Here is an 18,111-nt window from a genome sequence, read left to right as displayed (position 1 = left end):
GGGAGGAAAGACCTATGTACACGCACACCATGCAGCGACACAGCGACAGGACAGAACCAACCGGGGGCGGATGCTGATATGGCAAGAGAATACAAAGATGTGATCGTCGGACTGGACATCGGCACGGCCAAGGTCATGGTCGTGGTCGCCGAGGTCCTGTACAACGGCGAACTCAAGCTCGCCGGCCTCGGCGTGGCCCCGAGCAACGGACTCAAGCGGGGCGTGGTGGTGAACATCGACGCCACCGTGCAGAGCATCCAGCAGGCCTTGAAAGAGGCCGAGCTGATGGCCGACTGCAAGATCCAGCGCGTGTGCACCGGCATCACCGGCAGCCACATCCGCGGCCTGAACTCCAGCGGCATGGTGGCCATCAAGGACAAGGAAGTCACGGCCACCGACGTGGCGCGGGTGATGGAGACGGCCAAGGCCATCAACATCTCCTCGGACCAGCGGCTGCTGCTGGTCGAGCCGCAGGAATTCGTGATCGACGGCCAGGAAGTGCGCGAGCCCATCGGCATGAGCGGCATCCGCCTGGAAGCCAAGATCCACATCGTCACGGGCGCGCAGAGCGCGGCCGAGAACATCATCAAGTGCGTGCGCCGCTGCGGCCTGGAGGTCGAGCAACTGCTGCTCAACCCGCTGGCATCGAGCCAGGCCGTGCTCACCGACGACGAGCGCGAGCTGGGCGTGGCCGTGGTCGATATCGGCGCGGGCGCCACCGACGTGGCCATCTTCACGGGCGGCGCCATCCGGCACACGGCCGTCATCCCGATCGCGGGCGACCTGATCACCAGCGACATCGCCATGGCGCTGCGCACGCCGACCAAGGACGCCGAGGACATCAAGGTCGAAAGCGGCTATGCCAAGCAACTGCTGGCCGACCCCGATGCCCAGGTCGAAGTGCCGGGCCTGGGCGACCGCAGCCCGCGCATGATCAGCAAGCAGGCGCTGGCCGGCGTGATCGAGCCGCGCGTGGAAGAGATCTTTTCTTTGGTGCAGCAGGTGGTGCGCGATTCCGGCTACGAGGAAGTTCTGTCCTCGGGCATCGTGCTGACCGGCGGCAGCGCCGTCATGCCGGGCATGGTGGAACTGGGCGAGGACATCTTCCTCAAGCCCGTGCGCCGCGGCATCCCCAAGTATTCGAGCGCTCTGGCAGACATGGTGGCCCAACCCCGCGCCGCCACCGTGATGGGATTGCTCGAAGAGGCCCGCCTGGCTCGCCTGCGCGGTTTCAAGGTGGCACAAAAGAGTGGGTCGATGAAGACCGCTTTTGGCCGTTTCAAAGACTTCATCGTGGGGAACTTTTGATATGTGCTTTCATCGACTGCGCATTACCGGCCCGCCCACCGGCTTCCGAATACCGGACAGAAGACAGAATTTTCCCCAGACGGTGGTGACCACTTACAGAGAGCTACAGGAGAACCAACATGCCCATCGACATGATTGAAGTTGAAGAATTCAACCAGGGTACGCAGATCAAGGTGATCGGCGTTGGCGGCGGCGGCGGCAACGCCGTCGAGCACATGATTGCGCGCAACGTGCAGGGTGTGGAATTCGTCTGCGCCAACACCGACGCGCAGGCGCTGCTGCGCAGCAGCGCCCACCGCACCATCCAGCTCGGCGGCAGCGGCCTGGGCGCGGGCAGCAAGCCCGACAAGGGCCGCGAGGCTGCCGAAATGGCCGAGGACGACATCCGCACCGCCATCGAAGGCGCGCACATGCTGTTCATCACGGCCGGCATGGGCGGCGGCACGGGCACGGGCGCTGCGCCCGTGATCGCGCGCGTGGCCAAGGAAATGGGCATTCTCACCGTGGGCGTGGTCACCAAGCCCTTCGAGTGGGAAGGCGGCCGACGCATGGCCAACGCCGACAGCGGCCTCAACGAGCTCGAAGCCAATGTCGATTCGCTGATCGTCGTGCTCAACGAGAAGCTGCTGGACGTGCTGGGTGACGACATCTCGCAGGACGAGGCCTTCGCCCATGCCAACGACGTTCTCAAGAACGCCGTGGGCGGCATTGCCGAGATCATCAACGAGTACGGCCATGTGAACGTCGACTTCGAAGACGTGCGCACCGTCATGGGCGAGCCCGGCAAGGCCATGATGGGCACGGCCAAGGCCGCCGGCCCCGACCGCGCGCGCATCGCCGCCGAGCAGGCCGTGGCCTGCCCGCTGCTGGAAGGCATCGACCTGTCGGGCGCCAAGGGCGTGCTGGTGCTGGTCACGGCCGCCAAGGGCAGCCTCAAGCTGTCCGAGTCGCGCCTGGCCATGAGCACCATCAATGCCTATGCCTCGCCCGATGCGCACGTGATCTACGGCGCCGCCTACGACGACACCCTGGGCGACGAGATCCGCGTCACCGTGGTCGCCACCGGCCTGTCGCGCCCCAGCGCACGCCGCCAGAACATGCAGGTGGTGCAGGGCGGTCTGCGCACCGGTACCGACAACATGAGCTACCAGCTGCCCTCGGCCTCCATGGGTGCCGCCACGGCAGCCGGCGGCCTGGTGGGCGGTGCCGCTGGCGGTGCCGACTATGCCAACAACATGTCGGTCCCCAGCGTCTGGCGTACCAACCGCACGCAGGCCGCTGCCCGCGTCGATGCCCTGGCCTCCGGCGGCATGGACGATCTGGAAATCCCGGCCTTCCTGCGCAAGCAGGCTGACTGAGCAGCGGCCCATACGGTCGCTGCATAGCCGTGATAGCGAAAGCCGTGCCAGGGCCATGCCCTGCGCACGGCTGCCGCGTTCTAAAATAGCCGGATGCTCCAACAACGCACCATCAAGACGATCACCCGTGCCGTTGGCGTGGGCCTGCACAGCGGCCAGCGCGTCGAGTTGACGCTGCGACCCGCGCAGCCCGACACCGGCATCGTGTTCCGTCGCGTGGACCTGCCGGAGCCTGTGGACATCCCGATCTCGGCCGAAGCCGTCACCGACACGCGCATGGCCTCCACCATCGGCACCGGCGGCGCCAAGGTGCATACCGTGGAGCACCTGATGTCGGCCATTGCCGGCCTCGGGCTCGACAACATCTATATAGACATCACCGCCGAGGAAGTGCCCATCCTCGACGGCTCCTCCGCCTCCTTCGTGTTCCTGCTGCAAAGCGCGGGCATCGAGCTGCAAAAGGCTCCCAAGCGCTTCATCCGCGTCATCCGCCCCGTCGAGGTGCGCGAGGGCGAGGGCCAGAACCTCAAGTGGGCGCGCTTCGACCCCTACCACGGCTTCAAGCTGCGCTTCGAGATCGACTTCGCCCATCCGGCCGTGGACTCCACGGGCCAGTGCGTGGAGTTCGACATGGGCGAGGACAACTACACGCGCGACATCGCACGCGCGCGCACCTTCGGCTTCACCAAGGACGTGGAAATGCTGCGCAGCCATGGCCTGGCGCTGGGCGGCGGCATGGACAACGCCATCGTCATGGACGACTACAAGGTGCTCAACAGCGACGGCCTGCGCTACGACGACGAGTTCGCCAAGCACAAGATCCTCGACGCCATCGGCGACCTGTACCTGATCGGCAGGCCGCTGCTGGCCGCCTACAGCGCCTTCCGCTCGGGCCACGGCATGAACAACCAGTTGCTGCGTGCCCTGCTGGCCCAGCCCGACGCCTGGGAACTGGTCAGCTTCGACAGCGAGCGCCAGGCACCCAAGGGCTTCGCCCAGCCCGCGCGGGCCTGGTGAGGCGAGCGCCGCCATGCTGATCTTCCGCTGGCTGGCCACCCTGCTGCTGCTGGCCTCGGCCGTCTCCTTCGCGTTCTACCTGGGCACTGGCCGGCCGCACTACAAGCGCTGGGGCTTCATCATCCTCAAGTGGACCGTGATTGCCGGCGTGACCTTCTTCGCCGTGCTGTTCTTTGGACGCATCGTCTGAGGGCGGCTCTGACTCGCATCCCATCCAACGCAGTTGCGGTAGCGAGATCGAGACCATGGCGCTTGCGGGGGGGCGCGCTCAGGCGAGAGACAGCAAGCAAGGGCCGCCCCGCAGCTAGGCTGTCGTCCCCCTCAGGGGGAAGGCGCGCAGCGCCTCAGGGGGAGTCAATACACCCTGCCGCCCTTGTAGACGGCATGCTGGCGGCGCTGCAGCTGCGTGACCTCGGCCATCTTCGACATGGCGGCGCCCGCATGGGCGTGGGTGATGGCCAGGCCCAGGGCGTCGGCTGCGTCGGTGCCGGGCAGGCCGGGCAGTTGCAGCAGGCGGCGCACCATTTCCTGGATCTGGCTCTTGGCCGCGCGGCCGTGGCCGGTCATGGCCTTTTTCATCTGCAGTGCCGTGTATTCGGCGACCGGCAGGCCCGCATTGACCAGGGCCGTGAGCGCGGCGCCGCGCGCCTGGCCCAGCAGCAGCGTGGACTGGGGGTTGACGTTGACGAAGACGATTTCCACGGCCGAGGTGTCGGGCTGATAGCGGCTGGCGACTTCCGAGATGCCGTCGAACAGCAGCTTGAGCCGGCCCGGCAGGTCGCCGAGCGCGATGCCCGTGGTGCGGATGGTGCCGCTGGCCACATAGGCCAAGCGGTGGCCGTCGACGTCGATCACGCCGAATCCCGTGGTCTGCAGACCGGGGTCGATTCCAAGAATGCGCATGGCGTGACTGTAGCCGTTCAGGGGATGACGGCGCTGGGCATTCTTTGCATGACCGTGCGCGTGCGCTGCAGCAGATAGCCGGAGTTGGGCAGCTTCTCGAAGCGCTTGGGCTGGGGCAGCATCACGGCCAGGCGTGCGGCCTCGGCCGCGCTGAGCTGTGAGGCGCTCTTGCGAAAGTAGTGGCGGGCTGCAGCCTCCGCGCCAAACACGCCCTGGCCCCATTCCACGCTGTTGAGGTAGATCTCCAGGATGCGCTGCTTGCTCAGCATCAGTTCCAGCAGCTGGGTCAGCACCAGTTCCTGGCCCTTGCGCAGCAGGCTGCGTTCGCCCGACAGCAGCAGGTTCTTGGCCAGCTGCTGGGTGATGGTGGAGCCGCCGTAGATCTTGGGCGCCTTGCCGTTGTCTGCCTTCTGGGCACGGGCTTCGGCGCGCTGGTTGCGCTGCCAGGCCTTCTCGATGGCCTCCCATTGCACCCCGTGGTGTTCGGTGAAGCTGTCATCTTCGGAGGCGATGACGGCGCGCTTGAGCGTGGGCGCGATGCGGTCGTAGGGCAGCCATTGCTGGCTCCAGTGCAGGCCTTCGGAGCTGCGCAGCATCTGCCAGGCCTCGGAGCGCTGAAAGGCCGTGGATTCAGGATCGACCACCACCATCAGCGCAATGCGCAGCACAAAGAACAGCTGCAGCAGCAAGCCGGCGCACAGCACCAGCAGCAGGGCGCGTGCCAGGGATTTCATAGAGCGCTCAGCCGCCTTGAGCAATATGGGCGCGCAGCTCGTTCAGCACCTGGGCCGACGGGGGGCGCACGCCGCGCCACAGCGCGAACGATTCGGCCGCCTGCTCCACCAGCATGCCCAGCCCGTCGCGGGCCTGGGCGCCATGCTGCTCGGCCCATTGCAGGAAGCCCTGGGCTGCGGCGCCGTACATCATGTCGTAGGCCAGGCTGCCAGGCCGCAGCACGCGGGCCGGCACGGGCACCTCGGCACCGGCCAGGCTGCTGGCGGTGGCGTTGATGACCACGTCGAAATCCTCATCCACGGCCTGCTGCTCCAGCGCCACCAGTTCCACGCCATGGTGCGCGGCGATGGCGGCATGGCGCTGCACCAGGGCCTGGGCGCGCTCGAAGGTGCGGTTGACCACGGCGATGCGGCGCGGGCGCTCGGCAAGCAGCGAGCCCAGTGCGCCGGCTGCGGCGCCACCTGCGCCCAGCAGCAGCAGGTCGCGCCCGGCCAGCGGCACGCCCGCATTGCGCACGATGTCGGCCACCAGGCCCAGGCCGTCGGTGTTGTCGGCATGGATGCCGTCCGCCGCCAGCACCAGGGTGTTGGCGGCGCCGGCCAGTTGCACGCGCTCGCTGGAGGTGGTGGCCAGCTGTGCGGCTTCCAGCTTGAAGGGCACGGTGACATTGCAGCCGCGCCCGCCTGCCGCGACAAAGCCGCGCACGGCCTCGGCAAAGCCTTGCAGCTCCACATGCTGGCGCTCGTAGTGCAGGTCCTGCCCGCACAGTTCGGCAAAGCGGGCATGGATCCAGGGCGAACGGCTGTGCGCGACGGGGTTGCCCATGACGCAGTAGCGGTCGGAGGAGGTGGCGGCGGAAGTCATGTCGGAAAAGGAGGGTGCGCGAAGACAAGAGGAGGGCGCTACTGCACCGTCGTCTGCAGCGTCTGCTCGCGGGTGAACTTGAAGCGCGAGACCACGGCGATCTGGTCGGCCTTGGCGCGCATGGCGGGGCCGAAATGGCCGAAGGGGCCGGCCGCACGCGCAATGGCCTCGGCCCGGGTGTCCAGCAGGCGGTTGCCCGAGCCCTGCACGATCTCGGTGGACAGCACCCGCCCGTCGTGGTTGACGGTGAGGATCATGACCAGCTCGCCGTAGAGCTTCTTGCCGGCCTGCTCGGGGAAGTTTTCCGTGCCCTTGTCCTCGACCTTGCGGCGCAGGCCGTCGTAGTAGATGGCGTAGACGGCCTCGCGCGTGGACGGGCTGATATAGCGCTTCTTGGGGCGGGCGTTTTCCTCGTTGATGCGCTTTTCGATCTCGGCCAGCAGCTTGACCAGTTGCTGGCGCTTTTCCTGCTGGGCCTGCTGCTCCTTGGTCTGCTTGGCCGCCTCGCGCGGGTCCAGCGGCGGCAGGGCCGCGACCTGCTTGCGCAACTGCGTCAGCAAGACGGTCTGCTGCTCCTGCATGGAGTCGATCTGGCGCTGGCGCTCCTCGAAGTCGTCGCCCACGGCCGTGAGTGCCGAGTAGGGCATGGGGCTGGAGGCCCGGCCCTTGTCGGCCTCGCCGCCTCCGGCCAGCGAGGTCTGCGCGATGGCCTGCGCCTTGTCGGGCTGCTCGTTGGCGCGGGCATTGACCAGGATGACTTCCAGCGGCGTGTCCTGGAACACGCGGTCGAAGCGCTCCGGGTCGATGAACCGGAACGAGAACAACCCGGCATGCAGGGCGATGGAAACGCCCAGTGCCAACTGCAGCGTGCTCAGGGAACGGAGGGCGGTAGGCAGTTTCACGTCAGATCTGGGGCAGTTGCTCGGATGTGAGGCAGGTCAGGGCTGGGCGGGGTCGGCCGCCGGTGTGCCATCGGTCTCGTTCATGTCCACGGCGATGGCGATGGGGCCGGCCACGGCTTCCTCGTCATCCTCGGCGCTGTCTTCGGCGCCATCGGCAGCGGCCGCCGCATCGCCATCCAGGCGCTCGATCAGCGTGCCCGAGACATCGAGCGCGATCTCGTCGATCTCGCCCAGGCGCACGCGCACATGGGCGCCGCGCGGCAGGCCGGTGACTCCCAGCACGGGGAAGACCAGGGGCAGGTCATCGGCGCGCACCAGCAGGCCGCCGCCAATGCCTTCCTTGATGACGGTGGCCGTCAGCTCGGTGATGGCGTGCTGCTGCAGGTACTTGAGCGTCCAGAACCGCTCCATGCCGGCCTGGTAGCCGTTGTAGGCGCTGTAGGCACCGTCGAAGCTGCTGATGATGCCGAACAGCTCGGCATCCTTGGGCTTGAACGGTGCGGCCAGGGCGGCGGTCTTGCCGTGGCGCGCGCAGGCAATGATCTGCCACTGGTTGACCAGGTCCACGTAGCGGCGCAGCGGCGAGGTGGCCCAGGCATAGCTCTTGACGCCGATGCCTGCATGGGGCTGCGCCTTGGTGGACATGCGCACCTTGATGCCGGGCGCCAGGCTGGCCTGGCTGCGGTAGATGCCGGGCACGCCGAGCTCGGCCATCCAGCCGCCCCAGGTGCTGTTGGCCACGATGGCGGCCTCGGCCACGATCAGGTCCAGTGGCGCGCCGCGCTTGCGCACGCTGATCTCCACCTGCTCGTTGCCGCGGGGCTCGGCGCCGCCGTTGCCCACGAGGCGGAAGTTGTAGTCGGGGCGGTTGAAGTTCTCGGGCTTGCCGCGCACCAGTTCACGACCTGCCTTCAGGTGCTTGGCCCAGCGCTGCAGGAACGTTAGTTCGGCGCGCTTGCCTTGCAGCACTTCGGGCGTGCCCTCGACCTCGAAGGAGGGGTCGGCCAGCCACTGCTCGGTGACGATGTGGTCCAGCTTGTCATGGCGGAAGTTGACCTGCACGGGCACGCGCTCCAGGCGCGTCTCGCTGGCCGTGGTCTCCAGCGTGGCCTCGTCCACGGTGACGTACAGCGACACGGCGGGGTTGGCGCGGCCTTCGTCCAGCGTGTAGATCTGCACCACCTCGTCGGGCAGCATGGTGATCTTGTAGCCGGGCATGTAGACGGTGGACAGGCGCGAGCGGCCGAGCTGGTCCAGCGGCGTGCCCGGCACGATGGCCAGACCGGGCGCGGCAATGTGGATACCCACGGTGACCGTGCCCGTGCCCAGGCCGCGCACCGACAGCGCATCGTCGATTTCGGTGGTGGCCGAGTCATCGATGGAAAACGCCTGGACCTCGGCCAGCGGCAGGTCGGCCGGTGGCTGGGGTGCCTGCAGGGCCGGGAACTGCGTGCCCTTGGGGAAGTGGTCGAACAGGAAGCGCTTCCAGTGGAACTCGTAGGCCGATTCAATGGCGCCGGCCCTGTGCAGCAGGTCCAGCGGGGCCAGGCGCGTGGCGCGGCTGGCCTCGACCACGGCCTTGTACTCGGCGGCGTTCTTGTCGGGGCGGAACAGGATCTTGTAGAGCTGCTCGCGGATGGGGCCGGGGCATTCGCCGGCGCCCAGTTGCTCGGCCCAGGCCGTGATCTGGGCCTGGATCTGCTTTTTCTTCTCTATGCCGGCCAGCGCCTGCTGCAGGATCTCGGCCGGCGCCTTCTTGAAGCGGCCCTTGCCGGAGCGGCGGAAGTAGTGCGGTGCGTCGTAGAGGCGGAACAGCGCGCCGGCCTGCTCGGCCAGCGTGGCCTTGTCCGAGAAATAGTCGCGTGCAAGGTCGGCGAAGCCGAATTCCTCCTCGGGGGCGAATTCCCAGGCCAGGTCCAGATCGATCTGGGCGGCCTGCGCCTGCGCCTGGGCGATCAGTTCGGCAGGCGCCGGCTTGTCGAACTTGAGCAGGATGTTGGCCGACTTGACCTTGACCCGTTTGCCCGAGTCCAGCTCCACCTGGGCGGAGGTGTCGGCTTCGGAGAGGATGCGGCCGGCCAGGAACTTGCCGGATTCTTCAAACAATGCGTGCATAGCCCGACATTCTCCCATGCTGCGGCTGGCAGCTGCCGCGCAGTCTTGCGCGGCATCAGGCCAGATTCAGGAACTCGTCCAGCTGAGGCAAGTACTCCTCGAAGTTGCTCAGCGCGTGATCGCCGCCCTCCTGGATGATCTGCAGTGCATGCGGATAGCGTGCGCTCATCTCGCGCCAGTCCAGCACCTCGTCGCCCTCGGCCGCCAGCAGCATTTCGGGGGCGGCCGGTGTCATGTGGCGCGTGTCCAGCGCGCGAAGCTCCTCGATGTATTCGCGGCGGAAGAAGAAACGCTCCTCCGGGTTGTGCCAGGAAGTCTGCTCGCCGATGTACTTTTCAAGATCGCGCGCCGGGTTGACGGCCGGGTTGATCATCACGCTGCGGCAGCGCGCCAGCTGGGCCACCCAGCTGGCGTAGTAGCCGCCCAGCGAGGAGCCGATCACGGCCATGGTCTCGCGCGGCCAGCTGCCGATGCCATCGGCAATCAGGGCAGCCGCTTCGCGCGGGGAAGGGGGCAGTTGCGGGCTCCACCAGCGCACATGGGGATGGCGCGTGGCCACATGCTCGGCCAGGCGACGGGCCTTGTTGGATTGGGGAGAGGAGCGAAAGCCGTGCAGGTACAGCAAATGGGTGGTGGTCATGGTGGGCGCTCTCCTTTGCGTTGCTGGGGCCGGGCGCGGGATGCGGCCCGGACGGCTCATGGCCCATTGTGGCCGCTGCGGCAGGCGGCGCCCAGCAGGGAAGGCCCGGGCCGACAGCTGGATGACAACCGCCTCCGTGGGCAACCCTGCGCAGGGCTGGGCCGCATGCGCCACGGGATAATGGCGGCCCGTGCCCGCGACCGACCATCCCCGTGACCGAATTCGACAAGCCCTCCCTCTGGCAACGTGTTGCCCCGCTGCTGCGGGGCTTTGACTTCTGGTTGCTGCTGTTCGTGGGCATGCTGGCGTCGGCGGGGCTGATCGCCATGTACTCCTCGGGCTTCGACCACGGCACGCGCTTCACCGACCATGGGCGCAACATGCTGATCGCGGCGGCCATCCTCTTTGTCGTGGCCCAGATTCCCCCGCAGCAGCTCATGAAGGTGGCCGTGCCGCTGTACATGCTGGGCGTGGCGCTGCTGGTGGCGGTGGCGCTGTTCGGCATCACCAAGAAGGGGGCGCAGCGCTGGGTCAACGTGGGTGTGGTGATCCAGCCCAGCGAACTGCTGAAGATCGCCACGCCGCTGATGCTGGCCTGGTGGTTCCAGCGCCGCGAGGGCCAGCTGCGCGGCACGGACTTCGTGATCGCCATGGTCCTGCTCCTGGTGCCCGTGGGGCTGATCATGAAGCAGCCCGACCTGGGCACCTCGCTGCTGGTGATGGCCGCAGGCCTGTCCGTGATCTTTTTCGCGGGCCTGCCCTGGAAACTCATCGTGCCGCCCGTGCTGGCCGGCGCCATCGGCATCACGCTCATCGTGCTGTACGAGCCCCAGCTATGCGCCGACGGCGTGCGCTGGCCCGTGCTGCATGAATACCAGCAAACCCGTGTCTGCACCCTGCTGGACCCCACGCGCGACCCGCTGGGCAAGGGATTCCACATCATCCAGGGGATGATCGCCATCGGTTCGGGCGGCGTCTGGGGCAAGGGCTTCATGGCGGGCACCCAGACCCACCTGGAGTTCATCCCCGAGCGCACGACCGACTTCATCTTCGCGGCCTATTCCGAGGAGTTCGGACTGGTCGGCAACCTGTTCATCATCGTCTCCTTCCTGCTGCTGGTCTGGCGCGGGCTGGCCATCGCCATCCAGGCCAACTCGCTGTTCGCGCGGCTCATGGCGGCAGCCGTGGCCATGATCTTCTTCACCTATGCCTTCGTGAACATGGGCATGGTCAGCGGCATCCTGCCCGTGGTCGGCGTGCCGCTGCCCTTCATCAGCTATGGCGGCACGGCCATGGTCACGCTGGGGCTGGCGCTGGGCGTGCTGATGTCGGTGGCGCGCTCGCAGCGGCAGCTGCCGGGCGAGGGCGGCGGGCCGCTCTGAATCGCACTTTGCGGCGCCAAAGGCGCCCGCAAATGTCAAAGAGTCTGGATGCCTGCGTTATCGGGCGTCGCATTCCTTCCTGCGATTTGGCTTGTAAGCTGAGACTCCAAAAGCGCTGGTTGCTCCTTTTTTGATAGTTTCTGCGGGAGTCTGCTCACTTGCCACCGCCGCCAGGGCAGGCTACAAAGCAAGTGCGGACATGGGCCAGCATGTTCGCCATCCACGCGGATGCATGCCTACGGAATGCCGCTCAGCCTGGTGGAGCGGCATTCCGTTCTTTTTTGTGGGTTGGCAAGCCGCTGGCCGCAGCCGTTGCACGGCGAGGGCATGGCCGGCTCTCTACAATGCGTGAATGATCTCCCGCGAACCCACCATTGAACGCCTGGCCACAGCGCGCCAGTTGCTGCTTGAGCCCTTCGGGCTCGATGAAACCCATCTCGCGCGCGCACTGGCCGAGATCCGCAGCCACCAGGTCGATGACGCCGACCTCTACTTCCAGTACACCCGCGCCGAAGGCTGGAGCCTGGAAGAGGGCATCGTCAAGACCGGCAGCTTCAGCATCGACCAGGGCGTGGGCGTGCGTGCGGTCAGTGGCGAGAAGACGGCATTTGCCTATTCCGACGATATTTCCGAAGCCTCGCTGCTGGATGCCGCGCGCACCGTGCGCTCCATCTCGGGCGCGGCCCAGAGCAAGCGCGTGCGCGCCAATGCTCCCAAGATTGCGCAAAGCCGCTCGCTGTATCCCGGTCTGGACCCCATCGCCACGCTGGACAGCACGGCCAAGGTCGAGCTGCTGGGCAAGGTCGAGAAACTGGCCCGCGCCAAGGACCCGCGCGTGGTCCAGGTCATGGCCGGCCTGGCCAGCGAGTACGACGTGGTGCTGGTGGCCCGTGCCGATGGCACGCTGGCGGCCGACGTGCGGCCGCTGGTGCGCCTGTCGGTTACCGTGATCGCCGAGCAAAAGGGCCGGCGTGAGGTGGGCTCTGCCGGCGGCGGTGGCCGTTTCGGCCTGGCCTATTTCAGCGACGAGCAGATCACCCAGTACGTGGACGAGGCCGTGAGCGCGGCTCTCACCAACCTGGAATCCCGTCCCGCGCCGGCCGGCGAGATGACCGTGGTGCTTGGCCCCGGCTGGCCCGGCGTGCTGCTGCACGAAGCCGTGGGCCACGGTCTGGAAGGCGACTTCAACCGCAAGGGCGCCAGCGCCTTCAGTGGCCGCATCGGCCAGCGCGTGGCTGCCAAGGGCGTCACCGTGCTGGATGACGGCACGCTGGCCGATCGCCGTGGCTCGCTCAACGTCGATGACGAAGGCTGCACCAGCCAGAGCAATGTGCTGATCGAGGACGGCATCCTCAAGGGCTACATCCAGGACGCGATGAATGCCCGCCTGATGGGCGTCAAGCCCACGGGCAACGGCCGCCGCGAAAGCTATGCCCACATTCCCATGCCGCGCATGACCAACACCTACATGCTCGGTGGCGACCGGGAGCCGCAGGAAATCGTGGCCTCGATCAAGAAGGGCCTGTACGCCACCAACTTCGGCGGCGGCCAGGTCGATATCACCAGCGGCAAGTTCGTGTTCTCCGCCAGCGAGGCCTATTGGGTCGAGAACGGCAAGATCCAGTACCCCGTCAAGGGCGCGACCATCGTGGGCAGCGGCCCGGAGTCGCTCAAGCACATCACCATGATCGGCAACGACATGCGCCTGGACAGCGGCGTGGGCACCTGCGGCAAGGAAGGCCAGAGCGTGCCCGTGGGCGTGGGCCAGCCCACGCTGCGCATCGACGGCCTGACGGTGGGCGGCACGGCCTGACGGTCCCATGCCCGCGCCCTGCACGGCAGGCCGGGCCCTGTCCTGCCTGGCGCGGCCCGCCGCGTTCGGTGGGCGCCGCCCGGCGCCGATTCCATGACCCAGCTTTCCTTTTCCTCCCGGCCAGGCCCGCGGACCTCCGTCCATCCCCTGCGCAGCCTGCCGAAGCAATGGCGTGCCTGGGCCGGCGAGTCGCGGCTGAGCCGCTTCTGGCAGCATGAGCTGATCGTGGGCGACCTGCAGCCCATGCACCAGCAACTGGCCTTGCTGGCTGTCGCGCTGGACGAGTCCGTGCGCGTGCGCTATGCGGGCAGCCCGCGCCCCGCGGTGGAAGACGCCATACAGCAGCTTGACTTGGCGGTGCTGGACCACCAGCACTTTCTCACCACGCTGGCCACGGGCTGGCATGCCCTCTACGAATTTCCTGCCTACCAGCGTCTGCTCAAAGGCTTCAGGGAGGCCGTCCACGCCTGGCAGCAGTCCGTGCTGGTGGGCGATGCCCAGGAGCCCGAGCACTTCCGCCGCTGCGAGCGCCTGGGCTGGCGTCTGCTGGGCGATGCCTGCCTGCTGACAGACATGTTTGCCGAATCCGCTGCCGTGGCCGGCGAAGCCGATGTGACTTCCATCCTGTCTGGTTACAAGGCGCGCCGATGGCAACCCTTGAGCGCCGTGCGCCGGGCCCTGCGCAGGCTGCGTGACGCGTTGCTGCGGCGTTGATCGGGCCCTCGCGTGACGCGCAGATGCATCATTTCCCGGGGTTTGCACATTTTCATGGTTGATGGCAATAAAACTGCATGACATCGTGATTTTCTACATATGCCTGAAGAATTTTTGCGTGAAATTGAGAAAAAAGCAGTTTTATTGCGTCAATGATTTTTTGCTTTCTCTCTGCGGCACGGTGAAGGGCAGCTTCCCCGCCTGCATGTCCATGTTGCACTGCGAAAAATGACTGTGCTACATTCGATCCCCATGCAAGCCCGTACCTCCTTCTACTTTTACTTTTGGTTCTCCTCCCCGGCGGAAGAGAGGTAAGCGCGCGCACCCGAACAAACCTCCCTCAAAACCGCCGAAGCTGTAAAGCCCGGCGGTTTTTTGTTTTTCCCTCCCGATTCTTCGCTCCGTTTTCCACGATCCATCTTTCCTCACGAAAGCAAGCAATGACTGCTCATCAAGCTTCCCTCGCCGATTCCTGGTATCGCGGCGGTTCCCAAAAGACTGGCCAAACCGACGACGCACGTATCAAGGACATCACCGTGTTGCCCCCTCCCGAGCACCTCATTCGCTTCTTCCCCATCCGCGGTACGGCCGTCGAAACCCTGATCGGCGACACCCGCCGCACCATCCACAACATCATGGCTGGCGAGGATGACCGCCTGCTGGTCATCGTCGGCCCCTGCTCCATCCACGATCCGGCGGCCGCCATCGAGTACGCACGCCGCCTGGCGCCCATACGCGAGCAGTACAAGGACACGCTGGAGATCGTGATGCGCGTGTACTTCGAAAAGCCGCGCACCACCGTGGGCTGGAAGGGTTTGATCAACGATCCCTACCTGGACCAGAGCTACCGCATCGACGAAGGCCTGCGCATTGCGCGGCAACTGCTGATCGACATCAACCGCCTGGGCGTGCCGGCCGCCAGCGAGTTCCTGGACGTGATCTCGCCCCAGTACATCGCCGATCTGATCAGCTGGGGCGCCATCGGTGCGCGCACCACGGAAAGCCAGGTCCACCGTGAACTGGCCTCGGGCATCTCGGCGCCCATCGGCTTCAAGAACGGCACGGATGGCAACATCCGCATCGCCACCGACGCCATCCAGTCTGCCAGCCGCGGCCACCACTTCCTGTCCGTGCACAAGAATGGCCAGGTTGCCATCGTGAACACGGCGGGCAACCAGGATTGCCACGTCATCCTGCGCGGCGGCAAGACCCCCAACTACGACGCGGCCAACGTGGCCGCTGCCTGCGAGGATCTGGAAAAGGCCGGCCTGCCTCCCACGCTGATGGTGGACTGCAGCCACGCCAACAGCTCCAAGCAGCATGAGCGCCAAAAGGATGTGGCACGCGACATCGCCGGACAGATCAGCGGCGGCTCGCGCAGCGTCTTCGGCGTGATGATCGAGGGCCATCTCGTGGGCGGCGCCCAGAAGTTCACGCCCGGCAAGGACGAAGTGGCTGCCCTGACCTACGGCCAGAGCATCACCGATGCCTGCCTGGGCTGGGATGATTCCCTGGCAACGCTGGCCGAGCTGTCCGACGCCGTGCAGCAGCGCCGCGTCAAGCATCCCGAGCCGGCTGCGGCCCTGGTTGCCGCCTGAGCCGGAAAAGAAAACGGGGCATGCATGCCCCGTTTTTTCCATGTCCCGGTTTTCTTGTTCAGTGTGGCGGCGTGGCGTCCGGCGGGGTCAGTCCGCCCTGGTTCAGCGTGTCGTCAATGCCCAGCAGCAGGACCAGCAACTGGCGCTTGTCGAATGCCACGGGCTGGCTCCATTCATGCTCGGCCAGTGGATGCACGTGGCTTTGGCAGGGCAGCTGGCCGCGGGCATCGACCACGGCACGCAGCCGGGGCAGGAAAACCCACTGCAGCCATTCGTGCAGCTTGAGCGTGTCGTACATGAACGGCATGGTCGATGCCATGGCCTCAGGGCTGGGCGCCACGGCCGACCAGAGGCTCTGGCTGCGCAACTCGTCTTCGAGTTGCTGCAACTGGTCGAGCAGTTTCTGGTGCGTGGTGTCGGTTGTCATGCGGTGAGGTCCATGAAAAAACGGGGCCAAATCTGTCGGCCATTGTACGTTTGCACCTTTGGGCAGGCGCTGGCAGGCCTTGAAACACCTGCTGGCGGCAGTGCCGACTCCAGCGCCCGTGCCAGTCTCAGGCACTTGAGGCATGTCAGCTTGCCCGGGGTGTGGAAAAGGCGCTTGCGGTTAAGCTCAGGGCATGAGTGACAGCCCTGTCTGCATGAGCAGGCACAGGGCCGTATCCCGTAATGAAGAGAGGAGTTCCATGCGCAGCGAAGTGATTGTGGTGTTGGATGCCGGACAAGAGTACCGCACGGACACCAGCGGGCTCACCCCCATGAGTTCCGATGAAGGACGGCATTGGCTGGATCAGCAGTTCATCTCCATGGACTGCGAACCCCTGCGCGCCAGCGGCAAGGTTCTGCTGGCCGACAAGCTGGTGGTCGTGGCGCGTGCGGCGCGTTCGCGCTCCGGGCTGTTCGACGACGAGCAATGGCGCAACAGCTATGCCGTCGCCGCCCAGGCCGTGCTGTCCAAGCCGCTGATCCGTGTCGATGTGCCGGCCATGTCCATCAGTTACTGACGACGGACAGATAGCGATACAGCAAAGAAGCCTGGGCATGACCCGGGCTTCTTTCATTGGGGGCCGTGCCCGGGTCAGCCTGCGGCCTGCAGCGCCGCCAGCAGCTTGGGGTGAATGCCGCCGAAGCCGCCATTGCTCATGCACACCACGTGGTCACCGGGGCGGGCGGCTGCGCGGATCTGCCCGATCAGCGTATCGATGTCTGAAGCCACCTGCGCCTTGTGGCCGGCTCCCACGCCCAGGGGGCGCAGCGCCTCGGCAGCATCCCAGTCCAGGCCGGCCGTGTGGCAGAACACCAGATCGGCGCTTTCCAGGGCCCAGGGCAGTTGCGACTTCATGGTGCCCAGCTTCATGGTGTTGCTGCGCGGCTCGAACACCGCCAGGATGCGTGCCTGGCTGCCGAGCTTGCGGCGCAGGCCGTCCAGCGTGGTGCGGATGGCCGTGGGATGGTGGGCGAAGTCGTCGTACACGGACACGCCACCCGCCATGCCGCGCAGCTCCATGCGTCGCTTGACGTTCTGAAAGCGCGCAAGCGCTTCGCAGGCCTGTGCCGGCGTCACGCCCACATGCTCGGCCGCTGCAATGGCGGCCAGCGCATTGAGCTGGTTGTGCTCCCCGGTGAGTGCCCATTCCAGGCGCGCGACCTTGCGACCACGGTGCAGCACGTCGAAGGCGCCGGGATCGCCCTGGGCACTGAAATCGCTGACCACCGCACCGAAGCTGGAGACCTCGCTCCAGCAGCCCTGGTGCAGCACGCGGGTGATGCTTTCCTCTATGCCGTTGACCACCAGCCGCCCGGAGGCGGGAACGGTGCGCACGAGATGGTGGAACTGGCGTTCGATGGCGCCGAGGTCCTCGAAGATGTCGGCGTGGTCGAACTCCAGGTTGTTGAGCACGGCCGTGCGCGGGCGGTAGTGCACGAACTTGCTGCGTTTGTCGAAGAAGGCCGTGTCGTATTCATCGGCCTCGATGACGAAGACGGGCTCCGCGCCGGCCGGCCCCTGGCCTGGCGTCGGGCGGCTGGATGCGCCCAGGCGGGCCGAGACGCCGAAGTCCAGCGGCACGCCGCCGACCAGAAAGCCCGGAGCCAGGCCTGCGCATTCGAGAATCCAGGCCAGCATCGACGTCGTGGTCGTCTTGCCGTGGGTGCCGGCCACGGCCAGCACATGGCGCGGGCAGGACGGATGGTGCAGCACCTGTTCGCAAAGCCATTGCGGACCGCTGGTGTAGGGGGCGCCGCTTTCAAGAATCGCCTCCATCAGCGGGAACTTGGGGCTGCCGTCGGGCAGCCGCGCGCGGCTGACCACGTTGCCCACGACATACATGTCGGGTTGCAGGGCCATCTGGTCGGCGCCGTAGCCCTCGATCAGGTCGATGCCCAGTGCACGCAACTGATCGCTCATCGGCGGATAGACGCCGGCGTCGCAGCCTGTGACGCGGTGCCCAGCCTCGCGCGCCAGTGCGGCCAGTCCGCCCATGAAGGTGCCGCAGATGCCCAGAATATGTATGTGCATGGCCGGGCATTCTACGGTTGCCGTCATGTCCGGGAGGGCTGTCCTGCAAAAACAGGAGCTTGCGGCCCAGCAGGCACCGGGTCCCGGAAACACAAGGTTGCGAAATCGCCGGTGCAAGGCGCTGGCGGGAACGTGCAAAGCCCGTCTGCGGCCGGCGGTGCCGCGGCTTGGGTCACAATGGCCCGGGGCCATCCGCAGGGAAGGCCTCTTATATATATGTAGGGATACAGCGGATCGGAAAGCC

Annotated in this window: 17 protein-coding genes; 9 read left to right on the top strand and 8 right to left on the bottom strand. The window is 66.5% G+C overall.

What is annotated here, in order from left to right:
• Positions 1 to 78: 78 nt before the first annotated feature.
• The 4 genes from ftsA to IAE24_RS09940 all read left to right on the top strand — a co-directional run bounded on the left by ftsA (position 79) and on the right by IAE24_RS09940 (position 3,873).
• Entirely contained in the window at positions 79 to 1,308 is a 1,230-nt protein-coding gene (gene ftsA / locus IAE24_RS09955) for a cell division protein FtsA (protein WP_012203404.1), read from the top strand.
• Between the two features lie 119 nt (positions 1,309 to 1,427).
• Entirely contained in the window at positions 1,428 to 2,666 is a 1,239-nt protein-coding gene (ftsZ, locus tag IAE24_RS09950) for a cell division protein FtsZ (protein WP_012203405.1), read from the top strand.
• Between the two features lie 93 nt (positions 2,667 to 2,759).
• On the top strand, positions 2,760 to 3,683 hold the full coding sequence (lpxC, locus tag IAE24_RS09945; protein WP_012203406.1) for a UDP-3-O-acyl-N-acetylglucosamine deacetylase: 924 nt from the start codon (positions 2,760 to 2,762) through the stop codon (positions 3,681 to 3,683).
• A 13-nt stretch (positions 3,684 to 3,696) separates the two neighbouring features.
• Positions 3,697 to 3,873, top strand: coding sequence for a hypothetical protein (locus IAE24_RS09940; protein WP_012203407.1), 177 nt, complete (start codon positions 3,697 to 3,699; stop codon positions 3,871 to 3,873).
• Positions 3,874 to 4,037: 164 nt separating this feature from the next.
• On the opposite strand, the gene ruvC is transcribed toward IAE24_RS09940, so the two are convergent.
• The 6 genes from ruvC to IAE24_RS09910 are packed head-to-tail and all read right to left on the bottom strand — an operon-like array spanning position 4,038 to position 9,842.
• On the bottom strand, positions 4,038 to 4,586 hold the full coding sequence (ruvC, locus tag IAE24_RS09935; RefSeq protein WP_012203410.1) for a crossover junction endodeoxyribonuclease RuvC: 549 nt from the start codon (positions 4,584 to 4,586) through the stop codon (positions 4,038 to 4,040).
• A gap of 17 nt (positions 4,587 to 4,603) precedes the next feature.
• The gene (mtgA, locus tag IAE24_RS09930) at positions 4,604 to 5,320 is read right to left on the bottom strand and encodes a monofunctional biosynthetic peptidoglycan transglycosylase (protein WP_012203411.1); all 717 of its coding nucleotides are present in this window, start codon (positions 5,318 to 5,320) and stop codon (positions 4,604 to 4,606) included.
• Positions 5,321 to 5,327: 7 nt separating this feature from the next.
• On the bottom strand, positions 5,328 to 6,185 hold the full coding sequence (gene aroE, locus IAE24_RS09925) for a shikimate dehydrogenase (RefSeq protein WP_063327217.1): 858 nt from the start codon (positions 6,183 to 6,185) through the stop codon (positions 5,328 to 5,330).
• 38 nt (positions 6,186 to 6,223) lie between these two features.
• On the bottom strand, positions 6,224 to 7,087 hold the full coding sequence (locus IAE24_RS09920; protein ID WP_012203413.1) for an energy transducer TonB: 864 nt from the start codon (positions 7,085 to 7,087) through the stop codon (positions 6,224 to 6,226).
• Positions 7,088 to 7,123: 36 nt separating this feature from the next.
• Entirely contained in the window at positions 7,124 to 9,202 is a 2,079-nt protein-coding gene (locus IAE24_RS09915) for a ribonuclease catalytic domain-containing protein (protein ID WP_199960713.1), read from the bottom strand.
• 55 nt (positions 9,203 to 9,257) lie between these two features.
• Complete coding sequence (locus tag IAE24_RS09910; RefSeq protein ID WP_012203415.1) at positions 9,258 to 9,842, bottom strand: YqiA/YcfP family alpha/beta fold hydrolase; 585 nt, start codon at positions 9,840 to 9,842, stop codon at positions 9,258 to 9,260.
• A gap of 212 nt (positions 9,843 to 10,054) precedes the next feature.
• Between IAE24_RS09910 and rodA the strand changes: the two genes are divergently transcribed.
• The 4 genes from rodA (at position 10,055) to IAE24_RS09890 (ending at position 15,349) form a co-directional block, all read left to right on the top strand.
• Entirely contained in the window at positions 10,055 to 11,224 is a 1,170-nt protein-coding gene (gene rodA, locus IAE24_RS09905) for a rod shape-determining protein RodA (RefSeq protein WP_013804102.1), read from the top strand.
• A gap of 352 nt (positions 11,225 to 11,576) precedes the next feature.
• Positions 11,577 to 13,037 carry a metalloprotease TldD gene (gene tldD, locus IAE24_RS09900; protein ID WP_012203417.1) on the top strand — a complete coding sequence of 487 codons (1,461 nt, stop codon included), beginning with the start codon at positions 11,577 to 11,579 and terminating at the stop codon, positions 13,035 to 13,037.
• A 93-nt stretch (positions 13,038 to 13,130) separates the two neighbouring features.
• Positions 13,131 to 13,751, top strand: coding sequence for a hypothetical protein (locus IAE24_RS09895; protein WP_013804100.1), 621 nt, complete (start codon positions 13,131 to 13,133; stop codon positions 13,749 to 13,751).
• A gap of 440 nt (positions 13,752 to 14,191) precedes the next feature.
• A complete protein-coding gene (locus tag IAE24_RS09890) occupies positions 14,192 to 15,349 on the top strand; it encodes a 3-deoxy-7-phosphoheptulonate synthase (protein ID WP_012203418.1) in 1,158 nt (385 codons plus the stop codon).
• A 58-nt stretch (positions 15,350 to 15,407) separates the two neighbouring features.
• On the opposite strand, the gene IAE24_RS09885 is transcribed toward IAE24_RS09890, so the two are convergent.
• Entirely contained in the window at positions 15,408 to 15,776 is a 369-nt protein-coding gene (locus tag IAE24_RS09885; RefSeq protein ID WP_013804098.1) for a YqcC family protein, read from the bottom strand.
• A gap of 259 nt (positions 15,777 to 16,035) precedes the next feature.
• Here IAE24_RS09885 and IAE24_RS09880 point away from each other — a divergent pair, with 259 nt between their 5' ends.
• Positions 16,036 to 16,353 carry a hypothetical protein gene (locus IAE24_RS09880; protein WP_012203420.1) on the top strand — a complete coding sequence of 106 codons (318 nt, stop codon included), beginning with the start codon at positions 16,036 to 16,038 and terminating at the stop codon, positions 16,351 to 16,353.
• Between the two features lie 74 nt (positions 16,354 to 16,427).
• On the opposite strand, the gene mpl is transcribed toward IAE24_RS09880, so the two are convergent.
• Complete coding sequence (gene mpl, locus IAE24_RS09875; RefSeq protein ID WP_199960712.1) at positions 16,428 to 17,867, bottom strand: UDP-N-acetylmuramate:L-alanyl-gamma-D-glutamyl-meso-diaminopimelate ligase; 1,440 nt, start codon at positions 17,865 to 17,867, stop codon at positions 16,428 to 16,430.
• Between the last annotated feature and the right edge of the window lie 244 nt (positions 17,868 to 18,111).

The sequence above is a fragment of the Delftia sp. S65 genome (assembly GCF_016516495.1).
GTDB lineage: Bacteria > Pseudomonadota > Gammaproteobacteria > Burkholderiales > Burkholderiaceae_C > Comamonas > Comamonas acidovorans.
Note: the sequence above shows the minus strand (reverse complement) of the source record. Positions and strands in the feature narration are given on the sequence as shown.